Origin of the sequence: Shewanella pneumatophori, from assembly GCF_023283895.1 — a bacterium.
Lineage (GTDB): Bacteria > Pseudomonadota > Gammaproteobacteria > Enterobacterales > Shewanellaceae > Shewanella > Shewanella pneumatophori.
Map to the genome: position 1 here is coordinate 453,301 of NZ_JAKILB010000001.1, position 21,590 is coordinate 474,890.

General features: G+C 41.3%; 16 protein-coding genes and 1 tRNA gene. 4 read left to right on the forward strand and 13 right to left on the reverse strand.

What is annotated here, in order from left to right; genetic code table 11:
- Nucleotides 1–4: 4 nt before the first annotated feature.
- From lolA to lrp, 3 genes are all read right to left on the reverse strand, one after another.
- On the reverse strand, nucleotides 5–631 hold the full coding sequence (gene lolA, locus L2740_RS01995) for an outer membrane lipoprotein periplasmic chaperone LolA (RefSeq protein ID WP_248948317.1): 627 nt from the start codon (nucleotides 629–631) through the stop codon (nucleotides 5–7).
- A gap of 70 nt (nucleotides 632–701) precedes the next feature.
- Nucleotides 702–3,308, reverse strand: coding sequence for a DNA translocase FtsK (locus L2740_RS02000; RefSeq protein WP_275973929.1), 2,607 nt, complete (start codon nucleotides 3,306–3,308; stop codon nucleotides 702–704).
- A 190-nt stretch (nucleotides 3,309–3,498) separates the two neighbouring features.
- Nucleotides 3,499–4,002: a leucine-responsive transcriptional regulator Lrp gene (gene lrp, locus L2740_RS02005; RefSeq protein ID WP_028768941.1), complete on the reverse strand. Its 504-nt coding sequence runs from the start codon at nucleotides 4,000–4,002 to the stop codon at nucleotides 3,499–3,501.
- Nucleotides 4,003–4,182: 180 nt separating this feature from the next.
- Here lrp and ald point away from each other — a divergent pair, with 180 nt between their 5' ends.
- The gene (gene ald / locus L2740_RS02010; RefSeq protein WP_248948318.1) at nucleotides 4,183–5,298 is read left to right on the forward strand and encodes an alanine dehydrogenase; all 1,116 of its coding nucleotides are present in this window, start codon (nucleotides 4,183–4,185) and stop codon (nucleotides 5,296–5,298) included.
- A gap of 183 nt (nucleotides 5,299–5,481) precedes the next feature.
- Here ald and L2740_RS02015 read toward each other — a convergent pair whose 3' ends face one another.
- The 4 genes from L2740_RS02015 to L2740_RS02030 form a co-directional block, all read right to left on the reverse strand.
- Nucleotides 5,482–6,162: a response regulator transcription factor gene (locus L2740_RS02015; protein WP_248948319.1), complete on the reverse strand. Its 681-nt coding sequence runs from the start codon at nucleotides 6,160–6,162 to the stop codon at nucleotides 5,482–5,484.
- A gap of 181 nt (nucleotides 6,163–6,343) precedes the next feature.
- Nucleotides 6,344–8,116, reverse strand: coding sequence for a DUF885 domain-containing protein (locus tag L2740_RS02020; protein WP_248948321.1), 1,773 nt, complete (start codon nucleotides 8,114–8,116; stop codon nucleotides 6,344–6,346).
- 375 nt (nucleotides 8,117–8,491) lie between these two features.
- On the reverse strand, nucleotides 8,492–10,420 hold the full coding sequence (locus tag L2740_RS02025) for a RecQ family ATP-dependent DNA helicase (RefSeq protein ID WP_248948323.1): 1,929 nt from the start codon (nucleotides 10,418–10,420) through the stop codon (nucleotides 8,492–8,494).
- A gap of 154 nt (nucleotides 10,421–10,574) precedes the next feature.
- The gene (locus L2740_RS02030; protein ID WP_248948325.1) at nucleotides 10,575–11,468 is read right to left on the reverse strand and encodes an endonuclease/exonuclease/phosphatase family protein; all 894 of its coding nucleotides are present in this window, start codon (nucleotides 11,466–11,468) and stop codon (nucleotides 10,575–10,577) included.
- A gap of 160 nt (nucleotides 11,469–11,628) precedes the next feature.
- Here L2740_RS02030 and cls point away from each other — a divergent pair, with 160 nt between their 5' ends.
- Nucleotides 11,629–13,086 carry a cardiolipin synthase gene (cls, locus tag L2740_RS02035; RefSeq protein ID WP_248948327.1) on the forward strand — a complete coding sequence of 486 codons (1,458 nt, stop codon included), beginning with the start codon at nucleotides 11,629–11,631 and terminating at the stop codon, nucleotides 13,084–13,086.
- Between the two features lie 102 nt (nucleotides 13,087–13,188).
- A complete protein-coding gene (locus L2740_RS02040) occupies nucleotides 13,189–13,830 on the forward strand; it encodes a sulfotransferase (protein ID WP_248948329.1) in 642 nt (213 codons plus the stop codon).
- Between the two features lie 396 nt (nucleotides 13,831–14,226).
- Here the strand turns inward: L2740_RS02040 and L2740_RS02045 are convergent.
- The 6 genes from L2740_RS02045 to astE all read right to left on the reverse strand — a co-directional run bounded on the left by L2740_RS02045 (nucleotide 14,227) and on the right by astE (nucleotide 20,808).
- Nucleotides 14,227–14,316, reverse strand: a tRNA-Ser gene (locus tag L2740_RS02045).
- Nucleotides 14,317–14,583: 267 nt separating this feature from the next.
- Entirely contained in the window at nucleotides 14,584–15,651 is a 1,068-nt protein-coding gene (nadA, locus tag L2740_RS02050; RefSeq protein ID WP_248948331.1) for a quinolinate synthase NadA, read from the reverse strand.
- Between the two features lie 156 nt (nucleotides 15,652–15,807).
- Nucleotides 15,808–17,418: a dihydrolipoyllysine-residue acetyltransferase gene (locus L2740_RS02055; protein WP_248948332.1), complete on the reverse strand. Its 1,611-nt coding sequence runs from the start codon at nucleotides 17,416–17,418 to the stop codon at nucleotides 15,808–15,810.
- Between the two features lie 9 nt (nucleotides 17,419–17,427).
- Nucleotides 17,428–18,405 carry an alpha-ketoacid dehydrogenase subunit beta gene (locus tag L2740_RS02060; RefSeq protein WP_248948334.1) on the reverse strand — a complete coding sequence of 326 codons (978 nt, stop codon included), beginning with the start codon at nucleotides 18,403–18,405 and terminating at the stop codon, nucleotides 17,428–17,430.
- A gap of 3 nt (nucleotides 18,406–18,408) precedes the next feature.
- On the reverse strand, nucleotides 18,409–19,587 hold the full coding sequence (locus L2740_RS02065; RefSeq protein WP_248948335.1) for a thiamine pyrophosphate-dependent dehydrogenase E1 component subunit alpha: 1,179 nt from the start codon (nucleotides 19,585–19,587) through the stop codon (nucleotides 18,409–18,411).
- A 183-nt stretch (nucleotides 19,588–19,770) separates the two neighbouring features.
- The gene (gene astE, locus L2740_RS02070) at nucleotides 19,771–20,808 is read right to left on the reverse strand and encodes a succinylglutamate desuccinylase (protein ID WP_248948336.1); all 1,038 of its coding nucleotides are present in this window, start codon (nucleotides 20,806–20,808) and stop codon (nucleotides 19,771–19,773) included.
- A gap of 298 nt (nucleotides 20,809–21,106) precedes the next feature.
- Here astE and msrA point away from each other — a divergent pair, with 298 nt between their 5' ends.
- A complete protein-coding gene (gene msrA / locus L2740_RS02075; protein ID WP_248948337.1) occupies nucleotides 21,107–21,586 on the forward strand; it encodes a peptide-methionine (S)-S-oxide reductase MsrA in 480 nt (159 codons plus the stop codon).
- The last annotated feature ends 4 nt before the right edge of the window (nucleotides 21,587–21,590 follow it).

The following is a 21,590-nucleotide window of genomic DNA, read 5'->3' on the forward strand; positions in this document are numbered from 1 at the left end:
ACTCTTAATTGGTTAATTTTAAGCGTTGATCGTCAATATCAACATCATCAGGAACAATAAACTTAAATAGTTCTTTATCTTGGTCAGCAATCACATGCTGATCCGACAGTGTAAAATCACTAATATTGCCTTGCTGGTCAGTTAAGACCATTTGGGTAAGTTCAGTTCCGTTAAAACAAACTTGTACTTCAGATACGCCACTATCGGTATCTTTAGGGCTAATATCAAAACAATTATTGCTTTGAGTAACATTGTATTGCGACCAAGTTGAATCGTCGGAATGAACTAGCAAAGCGATTGGCGATGCATTTATTGCTTGATTTATATCCATCACAGACACTTCTTCAGCAAAAGGGTTATAAACCCAAACATCGGTGCCGTCGGCTACAATAAGTGATTCATCTGGCGCGGTTAAATGCCAATAGAATTGATTTGGTTGTGAAAGTGCAAATACTCCCTCACCTGTTTGAATCACTTTGTCATTAATGTCAGTTACTTTTTGGTTGAAGTTAGCTTTTAAACTGCTAATTTCTGCCAACTTGAGTTTTAAATCGTCCGACGCAGTTGCAAAAGCTGAAGTTTGGTAAAACATAGGTAAGCTAAGCACTGCAATAGTTAGTATCTTTTTCATTTTACTCTCCGAGTTAACCCCTTTTGGGGGTTAACACTGAAATAATTCTTTGGTGATATTTTCGGTATAACTATACGTAATCTTTTGGTGGTGGCGGCGCAAGAACTTCACGATTACCATTATGACCTTGGGCACTGACCACGCCTTGAAGTTCCATCTGCTCAATAATACGCGCAGCACGGTTATAACCAATCTTAAATTTACGTTGCACACTAGAGATAGAGCCACGGCGAGTTTGGGTAACAAAAGCCACAGCTTCATCATATAAGGCGTCAACGTCTTCTTCTGACTCACTTGCTTCACCCGGGAGCAAAACTTGTTCGCCTTCCGCAGATCCTTGTAAAATTTCATCTATATATTGTGGTTTACCACGAGCATGCCAATCGGCAACCACTTTATGAACTTCATGGTCATCGATAAATGCACCATGTACTCGGTTAGGTACGCTTGTGCCAGGTGGCAGATAAAGCATGTCACCCATACCAAGTAATGTTTCCGCACCTTGTTGATCCAAAATGGTTCTAGAGTCGATACGAGAAGAAACTTGGAACGCCATACGAGTTGGAATGTTTGCTTTAATCAAGCCGGTAATAACATCAACCGATGGTCTTTGCGTTGCCAAAATTAAATGAATACCAGCAGCACGTGCTTTCTGGGCAATACGTGCAATGAGTTCTTCTACTTTTTTACCAACAATCATCATCATGTCAGCAAATTCGTCGACGACAACAACAATTGAAGGCAATTTATCAAGCTCGGGAGCTTCTGCGTCCATACTGTCAGAGGCTTTCCAAAGTGGGTCAACTATAGGTTGCCCTGCAGCTTTTGCTTCTTTAATTTTGGCGTTGTAACCTTTTAAGTTACGCACTCCAAGCGCAGACATTAGCTTATAGCGGCGCTCCATCTCCCCAACACACCATCTTAAGGCGTTAGATGCTTCTTTCATGTCGGTTACCACTTCACACAATAGGTGTGGAATACCTTCGTAAACTGATAATTCAAGCATCTTAGGGTCGATCATGATAAAGCGCACATCATCAGGGCCAGACTTATAAAGTAAGCTGGTGATCATGACGTTTACACCCACTGATTTACCCGAGCCGGTTGTACCCGCTACCAGTAAGTGTGGCATTTTACCAAGGTCAACAATAACCGGCTTGCCACCGATATCAGCGCCTAGCACCATACTTAAATGTGATGGGTCGTCCCTAAACTCTGCGCAATCGAGCACATCACGCATAAATACGGTTTCACGGAACTTATTAGGTAACTCGAGACCCACATACGCTTTACCAGGGATAACTTCAACAACACGTACGTTTTCAGCTAACAGAGAGCGTGCCAAATCTTTTGAAAGGTTGGTAATTTTTGATGCTTTAATACCCGGTGCTAATTCTAGCTCGAAGCGTGTTACAACTGGCCCTGGATATACGCCAACAACGTTAGCAGTAATATTAAAGTCAGCCAGCTTAACTTCTACCAGTTTACCGATTTGCTCAAGCTCTTCTTCACTAATTGGGTTTTTCTTGCGATCAGGTATATCCAGTAATGAAATACAAGGTAACGGTGTTAATGGCGCACGTTGTTGCTCTTCCTCTTGACCAGGAAGTACAACAATACCATCAACAATCTTTACTTTATCATTAGCACTAGTCGCTGCCGCTGCCGGAGCGGCATGATTTGTAGCAGGTGCAGGTATACCGGCCGTGCCAACTGAAGATGTGTTATCAAAATCGATAATCTCTACATCAGAGTGATGCTCTGCAGTGTGGGTAACCCATGGCGGTGCTACTTCAGCTTCTTGCTGAGTTTCAACAGACTGAATACTATTAACTAACTTAGGCTCAACTCTTGCTTCGCCGGTTGACGCTAACTTAGGTTCAACACGATTAACGCTAGTTTGTTTAGCCTTAGTTTCAGCTACAGTAGGACTGTGTTTATTGCCCTGCTCTTCTTCATCGTCATATTCATCATCGTAAACATCTTGGTCCTGCGCATTACGACGTTCTTTAAATCGCTCTACAACTGATAAAAATCCACGAGTATCTTCGGTGTCACCGATATCTGGTTTAAAGCGGCTTGGTAAATTCTTAATTGCTTTAAATAGCCATATAGTTGCATAGCCTGTCATATCAATAACAGTTAACCAGCTAATGCCCGTTAATAATGTGAAACCAGCACCGACAAAACACAGCAACAGCAGTGTAGTGCCCAGTTTATTAAAGTAAGGTAGCATCGCCTCGGCAATAACATCACCAGCGACTCCGCCTGCCGAAAACCCATAAATGCCATTGGCATTCATACTCGCTAGTGCGGCAAGACTTAGTACGATTAATAAAAAGCCGATTAATCGAAGCCCTACTGAAAAGTAGTCTATTTCCAGTAACTTATGCGTACGCTTAAACAACAACCAGCCAGTTAGGGCGATAATAATGGGAATGATGTAGGCACAATACCCAAAGAAATAAAACAGCACATCAGCGAGCCATGCCCCTACTGCACCGGTTAGGTTTTGGATTTCACCGTCAAAATGCGACTGACTCCAACCTGGATCAGATGAGTGAAAACTGCTTAATGCGATTAAGACGTAGGTTGCTAACATGCAACAAATAATAAGACTACCTTCCAGTAATCGTTGAATACCAGATAGGGTTTTAACGCTATTTCCCTTGGACAATGGAAAACCTACACTAAAAAAATGTTAATTAGGGACAAGATACCAGAATTTAAGACTTTTTGCAGCGTTTGCTACTTTCGCTTATGGATGCATAACTATTCACAAGAGGATTTTGCAACACTTTGTATCATTCATCGTTTTCGATAAAAAAAGGGCCTGAAAGGCCCCTTTTACCAGCAAAGACTAATATTTACAGTTCTGTAACTGTATTAATAGCAACACGATTAGTTTGCTTAACTTCTTCCATCACAACATAAGTACGAGTGTCTGAAACCGCTGGTAACTTAAGCAGTGTTTCACCTAAAAGACGGCGATATGCAGACATATCTGATACTCGAGTTTTAAGTAAGTAGTCGAAATCACCAGATACTAAGTGACATTCTTGAATATCATCCAGTAATTGAACTGCTTTGTTAAACTTATCAAACACTTCTGCAGTATCACGGTTCAAAGTGATCTCAACGAATACCAATAAAGAAGCGCCCAAATAGTGTGGGTTAACTAAAGCTGTATATCCTTTTATATACCCTTGTTTTTCAAGTCTTTTTACTCGTTCTAGACAAGGGGTTGGACTTAATCCTACACGTTTAGATAACTCTACGTTCGAAATTCGGCCATCAATTTGTAATTCATTAAGTATATTTCTATCTATACGATCTAAGTCTTTTATAGGACTCTTTTTATTATTAACCATATTTATAACCCTGGTTGTCGTTAACAACGATATTATTAACTGCTTAAGCAAAAACTTCAGCAGCATAAACTACGGAATGAATACTATACTAGATTTCCCTGAAACATTCACGTTCAGGCAATATAAAATAACAATTACACCCATATTAAATGGGTTTTTATGCGAAATTGAGGCTCGAAGATGATTATAGGTGTTCCAAAAGAAATCAAAAATCACGAATATCGTGTAGGTATGGTTCCATCAAGCGTTCGCGAACTAACTTCACGTGGTCATGAGGTTTTTATTGAAACAAATGCTGGTTCAGGAATTGGTTTTGCTGATCAAGACTATATTGCTGTAGGCGCAAAAATTCTCGACACTGCTGCAGAAGTATTTGCCCAATCAGAAATGATTGTAAAAGTAAAAGAGCCACAAGCTGTTGAGCGTGCAATGCTACGCCAAGATCAACTTCTCTTTACTTACCTTCACCTTGCACCAGACCTTCCTCAAACTGAAGATCTTGTTAAAAGCGGTTCTGTTTGTATCGCTTATGAAACTGTTACTGACGATCGCGGTACCCTACCACTACTTGCGCCTATGTCAGAAGTTGCTGGCCGTATGTCTATCCAAGCAGGTGCTATGGCACTTGAGAAGTCTATGGGTGGCCGCGGTATGTTATTAGGTGGCGTACCGGGTGTTGAGCCAGCTAAAGTCGTTATTATTGGTGGCGGTATGGTTGGTACCAACGCTGCACAAATGGCCGTTGGACTTGGCGCAGACGTTGTCATTCTTGATCGTAGTATCGATGCATTACGTCGTCTTAACGCTCAGTTCGACAATAAAGTAAAAGCTATCTACTCAACAGCAGATGCTATTGAAAAGCATGTACTTGAAGCAGATCTTGTTATTGGTGGTGTATTAGTTCCAGGTGCTGCGGCGCCAAAACTTGTGACTAAAGACCACATCAAGCGCATGAAACCAGGTTCTGCAATTGTGGATGTTGCAATCGACCAAGGTGGTTGTATTGAGACTTCACATGCGACAACACACCAAGATCCAACTTATATTGTTGATGACGTAGTACATTATTGTGTAGCAAACATGCCTGGTGCTGTTGCGCGTACCTCAACATTCGCACTAAACAATGCAACACTACCTTATATTATTAAGTTGGCACAATTAGGTTACAGAGAAGCGCTACTACAAGACAAGCACTTACTAAACGGCCTAAATGTGATGCACGGTAAGATCACTTGTGCAGAAGTTGCTGAAGCTTTAGATATGGAATTTGTTGATCCAACTATTTTGCTAAAATAAGCAGGTATTTATCGTTTAAAGGCTGTTAGATGACGCCCACCCAGTATGAGTGCTTAAATAACAGCTCTTAGTGATTTATAACTAGCGATAACGAACAAGGGAGCCAATGGCTCCCTTTTTATGTTCTGCTTGCAGGTAATTAGTTAAAAGTCCGTTTCTTCAAATTTGGCTAAAACAGCAAGTTTAACTCGCTAATGCAAAGCTATAACCTTTGCCTCTTACGGTGTTAATCAAGCTTTTTGGTAGCTGCTTTTCCGATAGCTTACGCCGCGTATTACTAATGTGCATATCTAAATTACGATCAAATTGGCCTAATTCTTTTTGTAAAACACGTCGCTGAAGTTCTTGCTTAGTTATCACCTGGCCTTTTCTTTCAAATAGATACTTAAACAGTTTAAATTCTGTTTGCGTAAAAGAAACCGGTCTTTCAGAAATTGAAATTACAAAACGACTATCGTCAAACAAAATGTCCTGTACTGGTTCCGCTAGTTCTGACTGCGCCCTAACAACAGCGATTCTTCTTAATAGCGCATGGATCCTAACCGTAAGCTCCCGATAGCTAAAAGGCTTACTTAAAAAGTCATCTGCACCGAGTTCATAGACTTTTATTCGCTCTTCTTCTGCATCTAAGGCGGAAATTACAATTACCGGCGTTTTATCAACTCGAAGCTTAAGTAGCTCAATTCCATTCAACTCAGGCATGTTGAGATCTAACAAAATTAGATCCTGAGTGGTTGATTTGAGTTTATCTAGTGCTTCTACACCGTTATTTGCAACAGTGACAATAAAGCCTTCCCTTTCCAAAACTGGCTTTAGCGCGCTTTGAAATACAAGATCATCATCTACCAATAATACGTGTTTCATCTTTTAAACTTAATGCGAATTGTTATCATTTAGATTACAATAAAAGAAAGGCTTTTACTAGTCTGTTTAACTTAACAAGCATCATATTTTGTTATTTTTTTCTACCAAATAAAAAAGACCAGCAGCAAAAGCTACTGGTCTTCTAATTTTACGATTGAATATAAAGTATAAAAAATGCGAATTACTTATTAAGCATCAGCTCACGAATATATTTTACCGGTGCGCTGCCGTAACTTAAAAACTCTTCATGGAAGGCTTTTAGATCAAAATCATCACCTTTAAGCGCTTTATATTCTTCTCTGAAGTCGTAGATCTCACGATAACCAGAGTAATAGCTGGTTAGCTGTACTTGACTTAATGTTGCTCGACGCCATTTGCCTTCTGCCTCTGCTTGTTGCTGAAATGCTTCGTTCATCATCAAGTCTAATGCTTGCTCTTCAGTCATCCCCTTAACTTGAATGCTGTAGTCTAAAATTGTGTTACAAATCACTCGTAAGTTCCATTTGTAATACATCAACCACATTTCAGGTTCGAAGTCGCCATAGCCTTCTTCTAGCATCATACGCTCGGTATAAACTGCCCAACCTTCTACCATAGCACCATTACCAAATAAGCTTTTAATTAAGCTAGGCGACTCATTTGAATAAACAAGTTGAGTGTAATGACCCGGGATAGCTTCATGAATATTAAGCACTTGCAAAATCCAGTGGTTATATTCACGTAAGTAACTTTCCGCTGACTCATCGCTCATACCATCAAGTGGTGTGACATTGTAATAAGTGTTACCTGATTTCTCGTACGGTCCAGGAGCACTAATTGATGCACCGGCATAACCACGCATATAAGCAGGCGTCTCACGCACAACGAGGGGCTTATTTGGATCTAAAGTGACTAGATCTTTAGCTTTTACAAACTCAACTAGTTCAGGGATCTGCGCGCGAACCTCGTCCACAAAGTCGTCTCGCTTAACATGCTTTGCTGATAATTTGTCGATCAGTTGTTTAATAGCAACATTATCAGCGGCAGGAATTGCCGTATCAAAATACTTGCTCCATATCTTATGGGTGATCTTTGCCATTTCAGCTTGAACACGATTTTTATCCGCTACGGCTTTTTCATAAAGGGTTTTCCCCGTCATGCCAGCCTGAATATCATAAGCAAATTTTTGCTCATAAAGTTCTTCACCAATGCGGAAACTTTTAGCGCCATTTTTAGCTAAATCAACTTCTAATGCCTTTAACCAATCAATGTGCTCATTAATTGCCATTGAAACTTTATTAAATCTGGTGGCAAATAATGCCTTTTCTTCATTGGTTAAATCAGAGGTAATTGCTTTATCAAGTAACTCACTCGAAAAAACTGAGAAAGCACCTTGGTTTTGCATGATAGCTAACTGTGTGTGCTCTAAAGTTGGCTTAACGATATTTTCTCGTGCGGCAGCGTAATATGCGGGAACATTCTCCATTCGTGCCAAGACTGAACGTAAACGCTCATCTAATGGTGCAAAGTCTTCATTAATTATTTGCGCAAAACCACCAGAAACGTTGTAACTTGAAGGGTTCCACTGCCATGATTTAAATGTTTCAAGATCCCATTTCATCTCTGCTAATAGGTTCTCGATAAGGCGATAGTCCGTTAACATCGCTGGAGTCATCATACTCGGGTCAAACTTAGTCAGTGCACTTTGCTGAGCATCAATAAAAGCCAGCGTTGCAGCACGCGTGGCAGCATTAGGAACTTTCAACACACCATCATATTTATGAAAGCCGCTATACAGTGCCCATGTCGGTGACTCAATCCAAAGTGAATCAATAAAGCTTTGGCTAAATTGCTCAAATGCGAGTTTTTGATCTGAAATTTCGACAGCTGCAACGTCAGTCGTTGATTGGGTCTGACAGGCGGTTAAGCCAACTAGAGATAAGGCGATAGCCAACGGCAATACGGCTTTTTTCATGGTGATTCCCTTAATTTGCGAGTTCGTGGTCTTTGCCACTTTTTATATTCGTCCCAAGTAAATCATGTTCTGTTTAATTTTTCAGTAATTAAACCAAATTAGACAACCTTTGTTACATAACTTAAACCCTTAACAAACTGGTGTTTGTCATTAAATTTGCAACAAAAATTGACATTATTTAGGCTGAGAAAGGTTCTTACTCATTAAGGATTAGCCAACTCTCATTTATGAGTCTGCTTATAAAAGACCGGGGTTTTGGCTCAGTGAAGTTATATTGCTAAAGCTTATTAGGGGTTAGTTTTACTAAAACTACTTTTGGGCAGACAATTGCTCTAACGATTGTATCGTTAAAGCAATGCTTAGCTATTTTGATGTTCAGCGATTTAAGTTCGGCTCTACCCAATTTAACACGTCTTTAAATCGATAGTTTTCGAGCTGGGCAAAACCACGTACTTGGCGCATTTTCAATTTGGTAAAAATTGGCGTAGTAAGACCGCATAAAAAGCGACTTAATAAAATTGGGGTGGTTTTACTGGCCAACTTTGTCATAGCATCGCCGCAAGTGCTGGTAAAATCTAACTCAGTCAAAGGCGGTAATGGTGCTGGCGCAGGCAAATGAGCACTCTGACCGGCACAAACGCTGCAGTGGCCGCAAGGCTCTTTCAAATAAGGATCAGCGAAATACTGCGCTAACAGTAAACTCAAACACGATTCACTATCAAAAAAATCGACCAGTTGGTTGATACGATTGATCTCGCTTTGTTCTTTCATGCTAAAGCGTTCAAATAAACGTGTTGCGATAGAGTCATTTATATTGGCACTGTATACATCGTAAACTTGGGTTAATTGTTTGCTTTCAAGCTCAATAAGTTGTTTTTGATGTAAATAGTCTAGCGCTTTAATTGCGCGGTCCCGGCTATTAGGCAATGTTTGCTCTAATGATGTGAAATTTGCGCTGTACCAAATTTTGGCTTTATCTGAGCTATCAAGCAGCGCATTAATAAACTCTTGCCTTTGCGGGTCAAATTTTGCCAACAGCTCAGCCAACGGGCTCAACAATTTAAAGCGATAGTCGGCAAAATAACTGTATTTTGGCTTAATCACCCGCAGCATCTCTAAATAAACCAATAACGTTTTAAGACTTAATTGGCGAATATTCGAAGCATTTGATAATGGCGTTAACAATACCTCCCATTGCCCACCATCAGCAGCTTGTTTAATCTCTTGCAGTACATATTCAATACCACTCGCTTCGGGAGTATCGCCATAGACAAAGTTTTCTAACACACTCAAATTATCGCGATTAGCTAGCACCAAACAGTCTGAGCTAAATCCGTCTCGACCTGCTCGGCCTATTTCTTGAGCATAGTTTTCAATCGACTTAGGTAGGTCAAAATGCGCTACAAAGCGGATGTCACTTTTATCAATACCCATACCAAAAGCAATTGTAGCCACAATAATCGGGATCTCACCGGCCATAAACTGATTTTGAATCTGTTTTCTTTTATCGCTATCCATACCGGCATGGTATGCAATAGCATTGAGCCCTGCCCCAGCTAAAGACTTAGCTACCGTTTCTGCAGTTTGCTGCAAAGTGACGTAAACAATGCCACTTTGACCAATACGGCCTGCCAACCAATCTTTTAAATAAGCCATTTTATCTGCAGAGCGAATGCCGACAGCTTGCAGATTTAAATTGGAGCGATAAAAACCGGTTAGTGTTACGCACTCTTTTTGAATGGAAAACTTACTTCCCATATCTTCAATAACCTGAGGGGTTGCTGTTGCAGTTAACAACAGTACCTGCGGGATATTTAACTGCTTTTGATATGCCGGTAATTTCAAGTAATCCGGGCGAAAGTTATGGCCCCACTCTGAAATACAATGGGCTTCATCAATTGCCAGTAATGAAATAGGAACAGATGCAATAAAGCGTCTAAAGCGCTCATTATTAAGCCGCTCCACTGAAATCATTAAAATTTTAATTGTGCCGTCAGTGACACCTTGGATGACAGCGCTACTTTGTTCATTAGTTTGGGTCGAATCAATAGAAGCCGCAGCAATCCCTTTACTGTTCAAAAATTGTAATTGGTCATCCATCAATGCCAATAATGGTGACACCACTAAAGTTAAGTGTGGTAGGGCTAAAGCTGGAAGCTGATAGCAAAGAGACTTACCTGAGCCTGTAGGAAAAATTGCGGCAGCACTGTTACCGTTTAATACATTTTCAACTACCTCCCCCTGTCCAGGGCGAAACTGATTAAAACCAAAATACTGTGCAAGTAACGCGTGAGCGTTTTCCATAAATAACCCTGTCTTTATAATAAAAAGCCAGCTTAATAACTGGCTAAAGTTTCGCGAAAAGCGTAATAGTTTTGTTTGTAAAAAACCTAAAACTCGTCACATTCAACATTATGCTGCTTTAAGTCTTTATCGATAATAGTTTGCCAAAGCGGCGTTAGTTAGCACTGTTTTGCTGCAAACTTTGCGCTTTTACGGGGTATTTTTTCTCTAGTCTAAAGTAAGCTTTAACTGGGTTGTGATCTGAGCTTGCGGTAATAATTGACTCAGCATTCACTAGCTCTAAATCACGATAAAAAATATGGTCTAAATTATGCCCAAAAAATGTAGTACGCGAATCATTTTCCGGTATTGCCTCTACTAAACCTGCTGACTTCACTAACTCATCAATTGCAGCGCTACGCTGATCATTCCAAGTATTCATGTCACCAGCAAACACTATAGGTCCTTGGTGATCCTTCATTGCCTGTTTTACCACGCTTAATTGCGCCAAATATTCATCAATACCAAAGGTAAAGTTGATGCTGTGAATATTTACCACTAACAGCTGGCTTGCATCACTGAGTAGATAATATGACACCAGCATTGACTTAGGGAAGTTAATGTAAGGTTCGGCCTTTCTGAATACACAACTGCTAAGGGGTTTATCACGAGTTAGATTCATCACGCCTATGGGTTCGTCTGCAAAATTAAATGCGCGCGCCAGCAACATATAAAGCTCTTGCGTTTCAACAAACGATTTGAGTTCATCAGATAGTTGCGCTTCTTGTAAAAGCAATAAATCCGTACGTTCAACAAGTTGTTTTAATGTTTGATCCCAACCATCGCTTTGCTGCTTATATAGGTTCCAAGTGGTGACGTCTAAATTGCCGTGTCTATCAAGAGGTGCACTCGTGGTTTGTGTGATACATTGAGTCACTTGGCTTTGGCCTTGCTCATTCGTAAGCAGTACGTCGTCAGGTGGGATCACTGCAGCGTCATAAATGTAGAAAACCACCGCAACGATTGCGATAAGAGATAGAAAAATAATTTTGCGAATAATTTTTGCCATAGTGGGCTAATTCAACTCTGTACTTAGATTTAAAGTAATCTTTTCATTATAATAGCTCATTAGTTTAGTCACATAATCATTCTACATAAATTTTAGGTTACTTAGCTCCAACTTAACCTTTGTTAACAACGCGCCTGAGGAAAATACTATCAAGCACAATATGTATGAGTTTTACCAGCTACTAACCATAGCAGGGGTATTTCTGTATTGGCTAGTGATTGCAGGGATCAGCATTCGCGTCGTAGCTAAAAGGCGTTCTATTGGCGTTTCTCTTGCTTGGCTAATGATTATTTATATCGTGCCTTTAGGTGGTGCTTTTGCTTATTTGTTATTTGGCGAGCTTAATTTAGGTAAAAAAAGAGCCTTGCGAGCAGAGCTAATGTTTAAACCTTATGGTGAATGGTTTAAAAAACTCTATGAATATCGCCAATACCGACCTCATGTCGCCAGCCTTTACGGCCAATCTATTAGTGCGATCTGTGAGAAACAAGTCGGTATTCCCGCTTTAGCAGATAACAACCTCTCTCTATGTAGCGAAACCTATGAAATATTAGATCAGCTTATTGCTGATATAGAGCAAGCAAAGCAAACAATTTTATTAGAGTTTTACATTTGGCATCCCGGTGGCCGAGCCGACGATGTTGCCAATGCGCTAATAGAAAGTGCGATAAGAGGCGTTGAAGTTCGTTTGTTACTCGATGCTGCTGGCAGCAGACACTTTTTTAAAAGCAAATGGCCAAAATTAATGAAAAGCCACGGTATACAAGTGACAAGTGCACTTGAAGTATCACCTTTTCGGATGTTCTTTAGACGCTTAGATCTGCGCTTACACCGCAAAATTGTGGTGATTGACAACTCAATAGGTTACACAGGTTCAATGAATCTGGTTGACCCAAAATACTTCAACCAAGATGCCGGAGTTGGTCAATGGATTGATGTTATGGTACGGATCACCGGCCCATCTGTACCGGTATTAAACAGCATCCATGCTTGGGACTGGGAGGTAGAAACTAACGAGCGCTTTTTGCCTGAGCAGCCTAAATGCCTTACTCACGAAGACAGTGAAATTACCGATTTAGTCCAGGTGATCCCATCTGGCCCAGGCATGCGTGAAGAAGTGATTCACCGAGTATTGCTGCAAAGTATTTATCAAGCGCAAAAAAGTATCGTGATCACCACCCCCTATTTTGTGCCGAGCGACAACCTGCATATGGCACTTGTAATTGCTGCGCAAAGAAATGTTCAGGTCGATATCATCATTCCTGATAAAAACGACTCTATTATGGTTGAATGGGCTAGCCGCGCATTTTTTAGTGAGTTACTTGAAGCTGGGGTCAATATTCATCGCTTTAAAGGTGGGCTATTACATACCAAGAGTGTAGTAATAGACAGTAACCACTGTTTAATTGGTACCGTTAATTGGGATATGCGTAGCTTGTGGCTAAATTTTGAGGTTACCCTAGCGGTCGATAATCTGGAGTTCACCGAAAAGCTAGAGCGTGTCCAACAAGGCTATTTAGCTGATGCAGTAAAGGTTTCACAAGTTGAATGGGAAAAGCGCTCGATTGCTAGCCGTACAGCAGAGCGAATTTTCTACCTGTTTAGCCCATTGTTATAGCTTTCACAACAGCATCTATCCGTTTTTAAAAGCAGTTAACAATCAAAATAATCTGCAACTGCACATCAGGTTGTTATCGCAATATGCGTTATTTGGAATGATATGAATAAAGTTTTTATTATTGGCCTACCTCGAACCGGTACAACCAGTATCAGTGTCGCCATGTTAGATTATGGATTTAAAGTCGCCCATACGGCTTATACCAAACATGCTTTTACATTAGCAGATATAGTTTCAGACTCACCTTGCTTTTGCGATTACAAACAACTGGATGGTTTATTTCCAGGCTCCAAATTTGTATACCTAGAGCGTGATTTATCGCTCTGGATACCTTCTATGCAAATGCTAGTCAACAAGATGAAAGCTGAGCTTGACCTAACAACAGGCACCTTTAATCCAATTTTAAAGCGCACCTTTAATCACACCTTTGAACTTGCCACAACTGCTATCCCAGATGATGCTGAGCACCTTAAAGCCTGCTATTTACGTCATCAGAGGGAAGTTTTAGATTACTTTAATGGTCGCGATGATTTACTTCGCATCGACATTAGCGACAGCAGTAGCCTTAGCAGACTGCTGGAGTTTCTAGAGGTAGAATTTGACGGAGCACCTATTTTTCCGCACCTTAATATCGGCAAGAAAGTAGCGTGCTGGAAGGAGCACAAGCATCCAAATAAAGTCAACGCAAATAGCGCGGGACCTGAGCATCGCAAGTTCTTTGAGTACGCGAATAAGCGTAAGTAAGGTCAAAGGATACCTAACCATAGAACTACGCATGGAACTTACATCTTGAGCTTACGTATAGAGTTTACATGTTCAGCTTTGCATCAAAATAGTTGATAGGCATTAATCCATTAATGTAAAGACTCTTACCAGGTTAGCCGCTAACAAACCCCAGATGAGCCTTTTTAGTAAGAATTATATTGATAGCAATCTAATGAGCTATCAGCCGCTCGGGTATTAGCCAAAGTTAACAGCACATAATGGCTAAACATAATACTTAAACATGGGCGCTAAGGATAAAAGCTAAACATTAGCGCTAACCTTAGCTGTAGGAATGGATAAATTCAGATTCATTGGTCTTGAAGCTGCAAATAGCAAAAATCCCGTTATCTTTCGATAACGGGATTTTTTATTATATGGCGGTGAGCGAGAGATTCGAACTCTCGTTAGGGATTAACCTAAACACACTTTCCAGGCGTGCGCCTTCAGCCACTCAGCCAGCTCACCAATGCAATATCTTTTACGTGTTTAGCACCACGCCTGCTAAATCTTAATATCTGACAAACAGTTATTTGCTTAGCAACGGAGCGCTACTTTACTGAAATAGCCTAAATGCGTCAAGACAAATAAGCTTATTCACAAACGTTTGCATAATTGCTAATCAATAATACTAATCAATGTAATGGGTTGCTGTAATTATCTCCGAATTAGCTGAGCAAAAGGCAAAAAAAAGCCCGTTAATACGGGCTATTTTTTCTCGATAAGCATTAACGCTTAAGCGTTACCTTTTACTTTCATGTTCAAGCTAGCTGCAAAATCTAACATTCGGTCTAGTGGTTTTAGTGCATCTAAACGTAATGTGTCATCAACGAAGATCTCATGTTGACTTGGATCTTTATTTTCCAGCGCGCTTTCAATTGCTTTAAGGCCGTTCATTGCCATCCACGGACAATGTGCACAGCTCTTACAGGTTGCTCCGTTACCGCCTGTCGGCGCGGCAATTAGGTTCTTATCAGGTGCAGCTTGCTGCATCTTATAGAAGATCCCTTTGTCGGTTGCAACGATAAACGTGTCGTTATCCATCGTTTGGGCTGCTTTAATAAGCTGGCTTGTCGAACCAACAGCATCGGCAAGCTCCACAACACTTGCAGGAGACTCTGGATGTACTAATACCGCCGCATTTGGATGAATTTTTTTAAGCTCACGCAATGCTTTAGCTTGAAATTCATCGTGAACAATACATTCGCCCTGCCACATCAACATATCTGCGCCAGTTTGCTTAGCAATATAGCTGCCTAAGTGACGATCTGGACCCCAGATCATCTTTTTATCTTGGCTATCTAAGTGCTCCACAATTTCTAACGCGATACTTGATGTAACAACCCAATCAGCACGCGCTTTTACAGCAGCTGAGGTGTTGGCATAGACAACAACGGTATGGTCTGGATGAGCATCACAAAATTCGCTGAAGGTATCAATTGGACAGCCGAGATCAAGCGAGCATGTTGCTTCTAATGTCGGCATTAGAATTGTTTTATCAGGGCTCAAGATTTTAGAGGTTTCCCCCATAAACTTAACGCCTGCAACAATTAAGGTTTTTGCAGGGTGATCACGGCCAAAACGCGCCATTTCTAACGAATCAGATACACAACCGCCCGTCTCTTCAGCTAAAGCTTGAATTTCAGGATCTGTATAATAATGGGCAACGAGTACCGCATCTTTATCTTTTAAAAGCTGCTTAATTTTGGCTTTTGATTCAGCTTTTGCTTCATCAGATAAAGGAATAGGTTTAGCCGGAAAAGGATAATCAATATTTTCGATAATTGGGGCAAACGCGCTCATAGTACAACCAAAGGGCAATAACAGATTAGCGGAATTATACGGAATAGTTCACAATTTTAAAACTCTTATAGCGATATTGAGCATAAAAAAAGGCGCTCAAATAAGCGCCTTTTAACCTGTTGAAATCCTTTAATATAACGAGCTCTAATACTGGAATTATTGCATCGCTAATAGCATTTCTTGTGGTTGCTCTAGATAAAGTTTCCATAAATTGCAGAAACGAGCAATCGTGCCACCATCTATCACGCGGTGATCACCAGACCAACTCACTTGCATGATCTTACGCGCTTCGACTTCACCTTTATCATTAAACCTTGGTAACACCTGCAGCTTACCTAAAGCCACAATTGCAACCTCTGGTTTATTAATTATTGGGGTAGCGACTGTACCGCCAAGCGCGCCAATGTTTGAAATTGAAATGCTGCCACCTTTAAGATCTGCTGGAGATACACGACCGCTGCGAGCTGCGTTAGTTAACCGAGTGATTTCAGCAGCGACTTCTAGAATGGTTTTGTCTTGAACGTTTTTAACGTTAGGCACCAGTAAACCCACTTTTGAGTCAACGGCCATACCGATATTATGACTCGCTAAAAACGTTTGCTCAGTACAGTCGGCATTCACTTGGCTGTTCATATCCGGAAATTGCGCTAACGCCAGAGACATAGACTTCATAAAGAACGGCATCATAGTGAGCTTTAGCTCATCTGTTGAGTATTTCTTCTTCATGCTTTCACGTAATGCAACTAATTTTGTTAAATCAAATTCCTCACAGTAAGTAAAGTGAGGAATTGTGGAAACCGATTCCGTCATCATCTTCGCCATTACTGCGCGAACGCCCTTAATTGGCTCTACTCTATCTGCACTATTGCTGCTTGCTGATGCAGTGTTGTTAGCGACAGAAGCATTATTACCAGAACTAGTATTGACAACATTGCTCGCTACTTCGGAACGTTGAGCAACAACCGCAGTTGTTTGACCTGATTGATGACGCTCAATATCTTCTTTATACACGCGACCATTCTTACCAGTACCAGTCACGGTAGCAATATCAAGATCTAAACTACGTGCTAAGCGGCGCACAGCTGGGCTAGCTAACGCTTTGCCCTGTGCAACAGGTCCAGCATTCTGTACTTGTTGCTCTTTAGCACTATCAGCTGTGGCATTACTTTGTGTGCTAGTAATAGCAGGCGTTTCATTTACCACTTCAATGGCAAATAGCGGTGCATGTACTTTAGCTAGTTGGCCTTTACGGTAATGTAGCTTGGCAATTTTACCGTTTTTAATTGCCGGGATTTGTACAAGTGCTTTGTCGGTCATTACATCGGCAATAGGTTGATCTTCAACTACAGAATCACCTTCTTCGACTAACCATTCAACCAGTTCACACTCAACGATCCCTTCACCGATATCCGGCAATAGGAACTCTTCAATAATAACGCCTGCTGTAGCATTATTCTGTACGCTTACTGCATCGTCTTGTTCAACGGCTACATATGCTGCTTGTGCTTCTGAGGTGCTTTCGCCCTCTTCTGCAACATCAACGGAATACAAAGGTGCATGCACTTTTGCGATCTCACCTTTAGCGTAAAACAGTTTAGTGATCACACCAGCATTTGGCGCAGGGATCTGCACTAATGCTTTATCAGTCATTACATCGGCAATAGGCTGATCTTCAACCACACTATCACCTTCTTCAACTAACCATTCAACCAGCTCGCACTCAACAACGCCTTCGCCGATATCCGGTAGGATAAAATCTTTAATCATGGCCGGCTCCTAAAAATTGACTGAAGCTAAGATCGCTTCATACGTCTTTAATGCGTCTGGCATATATTCTTTTTCATGGATCAACGGATATGGTGTATCCAGTCCACATACGCGCGCAATTGGCGACTCAAGATATAAGAAACACTCTTGTTGGATTGTCGCGGCAATTTCGCCAGCAAAACCACCGGTTAATGGCGCTTCATGGTTGATCAGTAAGCGGCCGGTCTTTTTAACGGATTCAGCTACCGTATCAACATCCCAAGGTGAAAGCGTTCTTAGGTCAATAATTTCACAAGAAATACCTTTTTTCGCCGCTTTTTCAGCAGCATGCTCAAGGATTTCCATCTGTGCGCCCCAACCCAACAAGGTAATATCACTACCTTCTTGAACCACTTCAGCCTTACCCAGCTCGATAATATGTTCACCTTCAGGCACTTCACCAACAGAGGCACGATAAAGACGTTTTGGCTCAAAGAAGATCACTGGATTTTTATCGCGAATAGAGGCAATTAATAACCCTTTCGCTTGCTCTGGATTACGTGGCACAACCACTTTTAACCCTGGAGTTTGCGTAAAGTAGGCTTCTGGTGATTGTGAATGATAATGACCACCTGCAATACCACCGCCATAAGGCGTTCTAAATACCAGCCCGCCAACATCAAACTCGTTACCACTACGGTATCTAAACTTGGCGCTTTCATTAACGATTTGATCGATTGCAGGAAAAATATAATCAGCAAATTGTATTTCAGCTACCGCAGTCATGCCGTTTGAGGCTAAACCATTGGCAAAACCAGCAATACCTTGCTCAGTCAGTGGTGTATTGAAACAGCGATCACGACCAAACTTCTCTTGCAGACCAGATGTAGCTCTAAATACCCCACCAAAGTGTCCGACATCTTCGCCAAACACCGTCATTGTTTGATCCGCTTCCATTTCCGAGCTTAGGGCTTCGTTAATGGCTTGCAACATATTCATTTGAGCCACGGCTTATATTCTCCCTGCGCTTTTTGGATAGGATTCTGGATACTTCTTAATATGCTTTTTAAGTTCGGCTAACTGCTTTTCTAGAATAGGCGTTGGCTTATCGTAGACATCGGTAATGATTTCATCGATATGCGGCGTCGGCACTTTTTCAGCGACTTTCAGCTCAGCTAACACTTCTTCACGATATTTAACGTAAAGCTCACTGTCTGTTTGCTCGTCCATCCAGCCTTTATTTACCATCCACAACTTAAAGCGTTTAACCGGATCATGTTGCTGCCATTTTGCCTCTTCCTCTTTAGAGCGATATCCAGAAGGATCATCCGATGAAGAGTGTGCACCAAGGCGGTATGTCATGGCTTCAATTAACACTGGCGCATTATGCTCAAGTGCATAAGCACGGGCTTGCTGAGTCGCAGCAAGTACTGCCAGCATATCGTTACCATCGACACGGATAGTATGCATGCCATAACCCACACCGCGGCTTGCAATACCATTGCCTTTAAACTGTTCATCAGTTGGCGTTGAAATGGCGTAACCATTATTGCGGCAGAAGAAAATAACCGGCGTGTTCAACACCGCGGCCATATTTAACCCGGCGTGAAAATCACCTTCAGATGCAGCGCCCTCTCCAAAATAACAGATAGCGATATTGCGCTTTCCTTGGCGCTTTAGGCTGTATGCAACGCCCGTTGCTTGGGGAATTTGAGTGGCTAGTGGTGATGAAATCGTTTGATAATTTAATGCTTGGCTGCCGTAATGAATTGGCATTTGGCGGCCTTTACCAAAATCTTTCTCATTACTGAACATTTGATTCATAAACTGCTCAGTGGTGAAACCACGATAACGTAGCGCAGCATGTTCACGGTATTGAGCCAAAATAACATCGCCATCATCTAACGCGGCAGTGCTACCAATAATAGAGGCCTCTTCACCGGTACAGGTCATGTAAAAACTAATACGACCTTGACGCTGCGCCCCCAACATACGCTCGTCTAGTACGCGAGTAAACACGCAGGTATCGTGGATCTTTTTGGCTAACGTCTCGTCGATAACAGGTAAAACCGCGTTTTCATAGGCGGTGCCGTCTGCTTGTAACACTTTTAAAATTGGGATCGCCAATGAGTCTTTATCAAGAAAGCTCACGCGATGGACTGTTTCAGCATTCGTTGTTGCGTTGCTCATAATGTGCTCTTGTTATTGATGGCGTCGCTTTATGACTTGCAGCAACGCCTTTCTATTTTAATACGCGGGAAGAACATTACGTTAACGTAAACTAACTCTCAATACTTCCCATCATTGAAACGACAACTTAGCAGCTCATTGCATGTATATATTGGTTTACATGCACAGTTATTCATTCAGCAGCTAATCGATATTGCTATCGTCTGCAGCCTTTAGCATAAGCACAGTGCGTTGCCCAACGGGCACTTTGGCATTGGGGAACACAATGGCTTCAAACTCATGTTCAATTTTTACCTCTTGTCCGCCCTCTTTAGCTAAAATATACCCTTGTGGGAAGGCTGTGAAATTTTCGACATCGTTAGCGAAAGTAAATTCAAAATCATCGAAACGTTTATTCACCGAACGGCATACTTGGTAAAGGTTAAGACGTTTTAAATCGAATTTCGGCAGTTGCAGATCTTTGCCGCTAAGCAGCAAAGTCAGCATCTCTTTCATTGCGATAAAGCGAGTCATATCGTTTTGCCCCATAGGGAAAACTTTACCCAGTTCAATGGTAAATGCGTCGGCTTGATAATTTTGAGAAGAAAAATAACTAAAGGTAGTAGTTGGTTCGTGGTGAAATAAGATGGTGTTTACACCGCAAGACTCGAGAAACATGATCTGTTGGCGGCTATATTTACGTTGCCCACGGTAGGGATAAATAGCAAATTTCTCATGCTTTGAACCTCGAATTGCAGTATGTAAATCATAATGAATTCGTTGACGTTCACCCTCTTGCGACATAAAGAACTTATCAACATATTGCTCTAAATTCTTAGCCCTTACTCGCTCAGCGTTAACCAATCCTTCTCCTGCTGAGTGCGCCCCATTAAATAGTCGATTCAGGTTTTCTTCAATAAAGCGGGTGCCATTGTGAATTGCGGCAGGGTTACCAATTAAAAACAGCACTCGCTCGGTTAAGGCGATGTCTTCACTGAGTAACTGAGTCATTAACTCATTACACAGCTCAATGGGAGCTGTTTCATTACCGTGAACCGCACAAGAAAGGACAATATCCTTAGTGTGCTCCACATTGAGTGGTTCAAATACTATTACACCTGTATCCCAAACCTGAACATGAATTTGATTATCAAGTGTAAACTCAAAGGACTCTGCTATGTGTTGAGGGTGTGCCAGAGTCAGCGCTAAAAAGTCCTTAGACTGTTTCAATTCGTGAAACACAAACTACTCCTTATTATTGGTTTGTCAGCTTAACGTCACGCAAGATCCAGTAAACACTAGCTATCTCGTTGGCGACAGTCACTAATTCTGCCTGGAATAGTAGCATAATTGCTCACCAATTCTGCTAAGGATTTACCAAGCTTTGTTTAACAATTATTCAGGTAAACCAATTTAAGCTTGCAATGGTCGTCAAAATAAAACAAGATAAAGCCATCTAGCCATCCAAACGGCTAAATTTAGTAACTGATAACACTAGCTAACAGTTAACTATGTAGTTTTGGTTTTAAGGAGAACAGCAATGGCATTAGCAACATTTGGCGCAGGGTGTTTTTGGGGAGTAGAGTATTTTTTCCGTAAAGTTAACGGTGTACGTGATTGCACTTGTGGCTATATGGGCGGAAAAGATCAATTTACCCGCTACCTAGATGTCAAACAAGGCATCACGGGACATGCTGAAGTTGTGCAGGTTGAGTTCGATCCAGCCATTGTATCTTTTGACGATTTATTAGCTATTTTTTGGCAAAATCATAATCCCACCACCTTAAATCAACAAGGTGGCGATATTGGTAGCCAATATCGTAGTACTATATTTTTCCACGATAAAACTCAAAAGCAGCAAGCTGAAGCGTCAAAGCTTGGGCTAATTAAAAGCCAAAAATGGGGAAGCCGAGCCATAGTGACCGAAATCGTTCCTTGCCAGCAGTTTCATCAAGCTGAAGACTACCATCAAGATTATTTGGCTAAAAATAACCTTCCAAGCTGCCATATAAGCTACTAAGCAT